Annotated in this window: 8 protein-coding genes; 2 read left to right on the top strand and 6 right to left on the bottom strand. The window is 28.4% G+C overall.

Going from position 1 to position 9,434, the window contains the following annotated elements; all coding sequences use genetic code 11:
• Positions 1-357: 357 nt before the first annotated feature.
• The 5 genes from HUJ77_RS07130 to HUJ77_RS07110 form a co-directional block, all read right to left on the bottom strand.
• Positions 358-1,572, bottom strand: a complete 1,215-nt coding sequence (locus tag HUJ77_RS07130; RefSeq protein WP_291707884.1) for a DUF262 domain-containing protein — start codon at positions 1,570-1,572, stop codon at positions 358-360.
• Positions 1,573-1,825: 253 nt separating this feature from the next.
• The gene (locus HUJ77_RS07125; RefSeq protein ID WP_291707883.1) at positions 1,826-2,128 is read right to left on the bottom strand and encodes a monooxygenase; all 303 of its coding nucleotides are present in this window, start codon (positions 2,126-2,128) and stop codon (positions 1,826-1,828) included.
• Positions 2,129-2,227: 99 nt separating this feature from the next.
• A complete protein-coding gene (locus HUJ77_RS07120; RefSeq protein ID WP_291707882.1) occupies positions 2,228-3,130 on the bottom strand; it encodes a helix-turn-helix transcriptional regulator in 903 nt (300 codons plus the stop codon).
• Between the two features lie 339 nt (positions 3,131-3,469).
• Positions 3,470-4,888: a family 43 glycosylhydrolase gene (locus HUJ77_RS07115; protein WP_291707881.1), complete on the bottom strand. Its 1,419-nt coding sequence runs from the start codon at positions 4,886-4,888 to the stop codon at positions 3,470-3,472.
• 118 nt (positions 4,889-5,006) lie between these two features.
• Positions 5,007-7,052 carry a right-handed parallel beta-helix repeat-containing protein gene (locus tag HUJ77_RS07110; RefSeq protein WP_291707880.1) on the bottom strand — a complete coding sequence of 682 codons (2,046 nt, stop codon included), beginning with the start codon at positions 7,050-7,052 and terminating at the stop codon, positions 5,007-5,009.
• A gap of 214 nt (positions 7,053-7,266) precedes the next feature.
• On the opposite strand from HUJ77_RS07110, the gene HUJ77_RS07105 reads away from it, so the two are divergent.
• Entirely contained in the window at positions 7,267-7,479 is a 213-nt protein-coding gene (locus HUJ77_RS07105; RefSeq protein ID WP_291707879.1) for a 4Fe-4S binding protein, read from the top strand.
• Positions 7,479-8,057, top strand: coding sequence for a 4Fe-4S binding protein (locus HUJ77_RS07100; RefSeq protein ID WP_291707878.1), 579 nt, complete (start codon positions 7,479-7,481; stop codon positions 8,055-8,057). Before HUJ77_RS07105 ends, HUJ77_RS07100 begins: the two co-directional genes overlap by 1 nt.
• Before the next feature lie 73 nt (positions 8,058-8,130).
• Here the strand turns inward: HUJ77_RS07100 and HUJ77_RS07095 are convergent, their stop codons facing one another.
• Entirely contained in the window at positions 8,131-9,255 is a 1,125-nt protein-coding gene (locus HUJ77_RS07095) for a DEAD/DEAH box helicase (protein ID WP_366032989.1), read from the bottom strand.
• Positions 9,256-9,434 lie beyond the last annotated feature (179 nt).

The following is a 9,434-nucleotide window of genomic DNA, read 5'->3' as shown; positions in this document are numbered from 1 at the left end:
AATGATTTTAATAACTATTTAATTATTATTAAATCAAATTATTATTATGAATCAAAAAATTCAAGATAAAATCAATAATTTAAATCAATGTAGTGATTGTGTTGATGTTAAGATTAAAAAATTCACACCAATTGTTGATTTTCCTGATTATTCAAAATTAGATAAGGATTTCCATAAATGTTCCTGTGGTAAACGTCCTTTAGATGTTGTTATGTCTCATATTTTAAAAATAATGATTGAAGAAGATGTTGTTAATCAAAATGCTATTCTTAGAAGAAATTCTCCTATTCCAATGCCTGCTTTTTGTTATAGTAATTTTAATCCACAGTTTATTGGTAGTGATGACTTAATTTTAATTCATCCTGATTTCAATGAAAATGTTGCCTTAAGATTATTTAATGAAGTACCTGAAGTTAAAGGTGTTTTAAAAGGAAGTGGAAGTGACACTGTAGGTATTCTTAATCGTAATTCTGATAATTTTGAGTTTGAATTACTTGCTGGAGAGTCTGATAGAGTTGATGTTTTAAGAACTTTAATTAGCTCTGATTCATTTATTTCATGATTATTGTAGTCATCAATAACTTCTAATAAAAATGGATAAGATACTGTAACTTCTAATTTATTTATGTTTTTAATTATTAAATCTGCCTCTTTTATGCCTGTATTACTTGTTATAAGTGCTTTATAATATGTTGAAAATTTTAACATGTCTTTTAGACAATCTTCAATGTCAATGTTACTTTCTTCAATATATCTCTTAAAACTAACGTAGATTTTATTAATATTAGGAATTTTATTTTCTTTCATAGTTAAATAATCTCTTATAAATTGTGTTACAGCATAATTAGTATTCTTTTCAACCTTATTCCAGTAGTTATTGTATAGTTCTTCTTGCTTTTTGGATGGTTGATTCATTAAAATAAAATTTCTTACTTTATCTGCATCTGTTAAATCTAATCCTGTTGAATTAAGGCTTTCAAAGATAAGTTGAGGGTCATCCTCACCATTTTTTAGTTCTATTTCTACTATTATTAATCTTTCTATAGCTGAATAAAGTTCATCAATAGTAATTTCTCCATCAATTATTCTTTCATAAAAGTATTGATAATTTAAAGTTATATTAGATTCTTCTATTAGTTCTTCTTTATTAAATAGCTTTTCAAAAGCATTTCTATCTTCCTTAATTGGCTTTAGCTTAATTTTTAATTCATCATCACAATATTGATTTATTAGATATTGATTTAATATTTTTTCCTTAATTATAGAATTGGAATTTAATCTTCCACTGTCTAATAAATTGTAAATTGCTAGTAGTAATAATGATATTGTAGTAGTTCTTTGCTGACCATCAATTATTAAGTATTCTCTGTTTCTAGCATTATCATTATATATTGAAACTATAGTACCAAAAAAATGTGTCCTATATTTATTTCTAATCATATTAACTAAATCATCATATAGCTGTTTACATTGTTCCTTTTTCCAATCATAATTTCTCTGATAAACTGGTATAACAAAGTTAGTATCATATGATTCTAAAAATCTTATCAAGTATTTTTCATTTGCTTTCATTTTCTATTCCCCTTTTCATACCTATTACTAACTATTATATATCTATTTATATAATAGGATTTTACTTCAAAGAAAAAATCCCTCTAGGATTTCTTTTATAACTTCATTATATCATAGTAATAGTTTCTAAAACAAAAAATCCTCTTATAAAAGATACAAGCACTTAATAAAAGCAAAGAAAGCTTTCATTATCCATAATAATAAAAGCTTTTTATAAATTAATATTTATATTTAATTAATTTTTCTTTAATACCTACTTAATTGGTCCACGATCTATCAAGCTTAAAGCTTCATTTACATCAAATTTCTTTGCAGTTATTTCTGTTATACCAAAAGAATTAAGACGTTTTGTATGCTTATCTAAATAAACATCTAATGCTTCTTCATCTTCGAATAAATATATTCCACCTGCTTCTCCTTCTTTTTCATTTTCAGTCCAGATCTTCCAGATTAATCTTTTTTCTTGAGCAATATCCTTTGCTAAATCTGCAAATGCTATTGACATTTCTTCTCCCCAAGGTCCTTGCATTTTAAAGTCTATTTGTAATAATTTCATTTATACTCACTCCTATTTCTATAATATTTCTTAAGGACTAATTCCTAATTTAATATTATTTTAAACTTTTAATAAGAGCTTTACTTTCAATATTTGACCCTATATTTTAGAAATATTATCTTCTTTAATTAAATTTTGATAATTGCTTGGAGACATATTATATTTTTTATAAAAGGAAGATGATAAATAAGCTGAACTGTTAAACCCACATTCTAATGCTATTTCTGTTATTGATTTTTCACCTTTTAAAAGCAATCTTTTTACTTGTTCCAAACGAATATTATTTAAATAATTCATTATAGATTCTCCAGTTTCATTTTTAAAGATTCTAGTACAGTAAGAAGGTGATATATTAACTACCTTAGCCAAGCTTTCAATACTAAGCTTTTTATCCATATTTGAATACATATACTCTATTATTTTATCTACTTCCATTCTATAAGTAATTCTATCTTGCTTATAGCTTAATTTAAGGGTACTTCTAATTAATGAATGACAAATTTTTAAACTTATTGAATATATAACGCTATCTGAACCAGGTAAATCATTATCTGCTTCAATCATAAATTCTTTTACTGTATCTAAAAAACCTTGAGGTAAAGTTATATAATCTCCATTATAATAAATATCTTTCTCTATTGGATATTGACCTAATTGCTCTTCAAAGAATTCCTTTTCAATAAATATAGCTATGTATCTTATAAATTTACCATTAAATATTTCATAATGAGATATATTAGGTGATAGAGCTGTTATCATTCCTTTTTTAGTGATAATTTTTCTATCCTTCATTTGAAATGAAACTTCCTCATCAAAGGTTAATACAAAAAAGTATGATGGATGCTTATGAAAAGAACTAATAGCGTGTTCACTAGGACCTGTTATTGGCATACATATACTTATTTTAGGGCTTAGAAAAGTGTCTACATTTTTTAATTGTCCTTTTTTATCAGCTTCTAAAGATTCTTCTATTAAATCAAGATTAGATAAAGTTTTACTCATAAATTCCCCCAACTATTTTCATATTATTTATTAGTAATGTCATCTTTATATAATTTTTTTAATTTACTTTAATACTAACTAATACATTTTAAATTACTATAATTATCTTTAGGATATCAAATTACTTAAGTCTTATCAACTGAATCCACAGTACATTAATATTTTTATTCTTTATACTGTATCATCTAAGACTCAGGCATATTTATTATTAAAAATAGATTAATAATAAATAAACACTAAAGTATTTTTAATAAATTAATGATACTTTAGTGCTTATATTTTAAATAAAATATTATATTAAATTACTATTTATAATTAATTCATTATATTACTCTTAGGTTAATATTCTAAAGTAAAGGATGCAAGACTTGCACTTCCCTGACCTGTATAGGTGAAATATAAAGCTTGAATTCCATCAGGTATTTCAATATCAGCTGAATATTCCTTCCAGACATTTGAAAAAACAATGGATATTTTTCCAAGAGCTGGACCATCCCAAGATGTTTTTACTTCAAAGTCACCAGAAGCATATCCACGAGTTTTAATTTTAACTTTCTTAATACCCTTACAATCAAAATATTTAAATCCAGCTGTGGCAGACTCTTTCATATTAGCAATATATCCTATTTCTTCATCACCATCTTTCCCATCTTGAGTTATCTTAGGAAATTGGTTATTCATCCATGCTGATGTAAAATCAGTATAAAGGGATTCTTCTTTATAGAATAGGTTGCAAGCTAAATATGCAGGATATTCTCCACGTCCTTCTAATGGCCCATCATTAATACCACAGGAAGTCATCTCCACTTGTGGAATGCTTCCATCAGGCATAATTTCAATTTTATCAGCACAACCTTGCCTACTGTAATTAGTTCCATTAGTATGCCTATGATAAAAAATATACCATTGTCCATTAATTTCAATTATACTTCCATGATTATTGCCACCATAAAACATTGGTTTTTCGGCTGGCTTATAGGAACTTATATGAAGGTCACTATTACTTATAATTACTCCTCCATATTTGAAATCTTTAGTTGGATATTTACTTGTTGCATAACATAGCTCATGCATGGATATAGAAGAATATATAAAATAATAAGTATCTCCATGTTTTCTAATTGATGGAGCTTCAAAAAATTCAAAGCCTTCAAAACCAGAGCCTTTACTATAAGGTTCACTTGGTACAATAATTACTGGATCTTCAATAATTGTAATCATATCTGGACCTAGTACTGTTGCCATAGCTCCACTTCTTGATTTGTCTCCTCTTGAGCAAAAGCCAGTATATAAGTAAACCCTGTCCCCTTCTCTAAGTACACCTGGATCAAATTGAGGTTCATCCCCCTCTCTATTTCCAAGGTATATCCCATCAGAGTATTGGACATATCCATAAAATTCATATTTTCCAGCTGGTTTATCACATACAGCCACAGAAACAATAGAACGTTTACTATCTACATAATATAAATAGTATCTTCCATCAAGTCCTACTGCAACCTCTGGAGCATATAGACAACTATCACGGTCTTCATTATTTTCAACATCAGTAGCTTTTAAGATAACACCTTCATAACGCCAATCTGCAAGATTATCTACCGGCGCAGACCAACATACATAATCATTTAAACAATATGCATATCCATTAAAACGATCATGAGATCCATATACATAAACTCTGTTATCAAAAACATAGGGTTCTCCATCAGGGATATATTCCCAAGATGGCAAATAAGGATTAAAGCCTTGTTTTTTCATTTTTTATTCTCCTTTTTTGTAATGTATTTCTAAATATGTGTAAAACTTATACAACCTTTATTTTACTATTTAAAAAGCAGTAAATTAGAAAATTGTAGCTATAGCAACCTATAAGCAATTATTTAAATGAAAACTCAAATTTTTGCTTACCTGTTACTTGGAATGGTCCAGGAATTGCTCCTTTATCACGTAAAGTCCCAAAGAAGTCTATACTAAAACAATATGGTGTTCTATCAGGCTTTTCAAAAAGCTGTTCTGTTTGGTATCCATAACCAAGTATATCTGTAGTGATAATATCAGCTGTATTTTCCATAAGCATTTCAGGATTTGTTATATCAATAATGACCTTTTTGGATTCCCTGTCAATTGTATATTCAATTGCTGAAGCTTCGTATAACTTAGCTCCCTTTTCCTTTTTATAAGCAAGTGCTCTATTAAAATAGACATTATTTTCAATATATACTGCAAGTGGATCTGGATTAGAAAGATTTGCATATGATGGTTTTTCCTCTTCCTCATTATTATTCTCTTCATTTTCAGTTTCTTTTGGTGGCTTATTAGCAGATTCAAGGATTTTTTGGATTTTATCCCATGGCTTCATATCATCAGGACCTGGACAATTATTATAAACAGCTGTTCCTACAGGATATGTTAAAACTGGGTTAGCAAATGGAGTTATTTCTTCTGGCTTTAGAATATCATTACCAAAAAATGCTTCAAAATAAGGCTCATCTGAACGTGTATCTCCTTTTTCTCGAAGTAAAATATTATTATAACAACGATCGTCTCCACCTGTAAATCTTGTCATCCCAGCAATAGAGGTGCTATGTGGAACGTGATAAGGTGTATGTCTGTTTAATTCATTGCCAATGGATATTGTTCCAGCAAAGAGATTATGAACAAGAGCGCAGCTATGACTAAGGGTTTTGAAGGCATGACCAGAAAGTAGAATGTTATGGTCTATCATTGTTGGTCCATGACTAACTTCAACTAATATATCTTCACTATCATTTCCAAACATAACATTATTACTAATACGACTTCCTTGAGCTTGCCAATCTAACCAAACGCCTCTAAATGAGTCATGAATCACATTGTCTTTAATAATTGTATCAATGGCTGCATGTAGCTTGATTCCGCCAACCTCTGCACCGTGAAATTCTCTTTTATGTCTTATATCGTAGATATGATTGTTTTCAATTAAACTGAAAACACAGCCTAAATGCCCCACAATGGCTGCTTGACCACAATTATATATAATATTATTACGAACAATATGACTACCTATATTGTCCTTATTCCAACCATTATTAAGTGCTCTGAATATAACTTCCTGCTCTCTTTGATGTCCCATTTTGGTGTGAAGATTAGACCATTCGTTTTGCCCTGTGCTCACTTCTTTTCCAAGACTTATACCACTGCATCTAGAATCACTGATAATATTATTTTCAATTATCCAACCCTTACTCCAATGAGGTCCTATTAATCCTTCTTGTAAAGCTGTAGGAGGTGCCCACTGAGTAGCAGCTTGTCTCATTGTAAATCCACTAACTGTTATGTAGTTACATCCTGTATTAATAGGCCAAAAGCAGAAAGGTCTTACATTTATTTCAACATTTCCTTTTGTGGGATCTTCTCCTTGGAAGTTTGCATAGATAGTGGTATTGTAGTCGTCTACATCAGCATACCAAGTATATAGGGAAAATTCTGGTTCTAGTGATGTTTCTGACCTTTTAGGATTCCGTACTGTATCAATAGAAGTTGCTTCATACATAGAGTGTCCCTTAAGATAAACATCTCCTAAATGGAAAACTCTGTCTGATTTAAATAACCAATCTCCAAATAGAACTTCATTAAATGGATTGAAATCTCCAAAAAAGTTATTATCAATAATAGTTTTCCATATATCTCCGTCTCTTTCCCATTCAGTAATAACCTCAGCACCTGTAATAATTACATTTTCATCTTCAGCTGCTTCATAGGTTATTCTTTGTGAGGAAGTTCCACCGCTTTTGGGACTTACCCATTCTCTATAAATTCCTTCATGAACAGTAATTATATCACCTGGCTTTGCAACATAAGCTGCCTTTCCAATAGTGAAAAAGGGTTCATTCTCTGTTCCAGAATTCAAATTACTACCTGTTTTTTTTACGTGATAATTCATTCTTTCAGCCCCTTAGCTAATTTATTTAACTCTATCTTATCTTAGGCTTAAGAAAGAAAACAATGTATTATATTATAATGTATTATATTATCCTCCTAATTAAACCTACTGCATAAGGCACTTTATATAGTATTAGTGACTTTGTTACAGTTAATTTTTTGTAATTATTATAAAATTAGCAAGAGGATAAAATCTATATATTAGGAGGATTATAATGATAAAACAAAGAATTATTAGAAAAGCCCAGGTTGATACAAAGTATTGCGTTGCTTGTGGGGTATGTGAAAAAATATGTCCTTTTGGAGCTATCTCTATTTACAAAGGTATTTATGCAGCAGTTAGTCTTGATAAGTGTGTGGGTTGCTCTAAATGTGCAAAATCATGTCCTGCTTCTGTAATTGAAATCAAAGAGGGGGTAATTCAATAATGAATAAAAAGAAGAAAAAGAAATGGTATGATTATCTTTGGATTGCAACTATACTTTATTTTACATTAGGATTGTTTAACATATTATTTGCTTGGCTTGGTTTATTATGTTTCACTATTCCTTTAATAATTAGCCTAACTAAAAAGGATAAAGCATATTGTAATATATATTGTGGCCGAGGGCAATTGTTAGAGATAATTGGAGCAAAATTTTCAAGAAATAAATCTATTCCTAAATTTTTAAAAACAAAATGGTTTAGATATGGATTTTTAATATTCTTCTTAACTATGTTTGTAAATATGGTCTATATTACAACCTTAGTATTTAGTGGAGCTACAGGATTAAAAGAAGTTATAACTCTTATGTGGACATTTAAAGTTCCTTGGAAATTTAATGATTTAAGTAATGTTACTCCATGGGTTGCTCAATTTGCTTTTGGTTTTTATAGTATGATGTTAACTTCTACTATATTAGGTTTTATTACTATGTATTTATATAAACCAAAATCTTGGTGTGTATATTGCCCTATGGGAACTATGACTCAAGGAATATGTATTATTAAAAATAAAATTAAATAAAAATCTATTACATATAGGATATTTTTATAAATTATCATAAAATATAAAGGAGCTGTGGCAACAGCTCCTTTAATTATTCTATATTTCCCTTATAAAGATGCTTTTCTATAATATCAATTTTAAAGTTTTTTTCGTGATTCTTTATTATTTTTTCTTCTCTATCATCAACTAATGAAAATACATCTCCTGTTTCTCCTGCTCTTCCTACTCTTCCTGCTCTATGTAGATAATCATTAGAATCTTCTGGAATATCCATATTAATAACATGTGTTACGCCCTTTATATCTAAGCCTCTTGCTGCTACATCTGAAGCAATTAGAACTTGAATATTACCTTTTCTGAAATCTTCTAGAGCTTTTTTTCTTTCTTCCATTTTATTATTACCACCAATGGCAGAAACTTTTATTTTACTAGCTGTTAGGTTTTCAATTGCTGTATTTGTAGTATATGTATCATTATTAAATACTAATATTCTCTCTGCCTTTGATGCATGTATAAGCTTTCTTAAAGTATCGATTTTTCTTCTGCTATCAGTTTTTATGTAATTATGACTTATATTTTCATTAACCTTGTTATTTTTAACTGATATAACCTTTAAATCATCTTTTAAAGTCTTAGCTATATCTAAAGTCTTACTATTTAATGTAGCTGAAAACATCATAATTTGAGTTTGTTTTTGAGTAGCTTTTATTATGTTCTTTATTACTTGAAGATTATTTTTATCTAAAAGTTTATCTACTTCATCAATTATAATAGTTTTTATCGTATGTGCTGATACTTTCTTTTTACCTATTAATTCTAGTATTCTTCCAGCTGATCCAACAATAATATGTGGTTTTGCTTTTAAGCTATCTATTTGTCTTTTAATATTAGCACTACCTATTAATGATGTAGAAGTAATATCTAAGTTAGCTGCCTTTTTCAATTCATTAATTGTATTGTTTATTTGAATAGCTAGCTCATGAGTTGGAGCTAATATTATGCATTGCATTTCTTTTTTGCTTGTATCTATTTTTTCTATTGTTGGTAAAAGATAAGCTAAGGTTTTACCAGTACCTGTTTCTGACTGACCAATTAAGTTTTCTCCATTAATAGCTACAGGGATAACTTCTTTTTGGATTTCTGTGGGTTCTTTTATTCCCATATTTTCAAGTCCATTAATAATCTTTCCATTTATTTTAAGATCTTCAAATTTCATTTTTATATCTACCTCTTTCATTAACTAGTAATTAATACTAGTGATTATTAAACTTTATCAGTAGTTAAAAAGAATGTCAAAAGATATAGTAGGATTTTTAACTATTATTAAAAAAATATCAAACAAAATATAATTATTTTACAAATTTATTCCAATTTAATTAGAATAATATCAATTAA

Origin of the sequence: Clostridium sp., from assembly GCF_021443865.1 — a bacterium.
Lineage (GTDB): Bacteria > Bacillota > Clostridia > Clostridiales > Clostridiaceae > Clostridium.
Note: the sequence above shows the minus strand (reverse complement) of the source record. Positions and strands in the feature narration are given on the sequence as shown.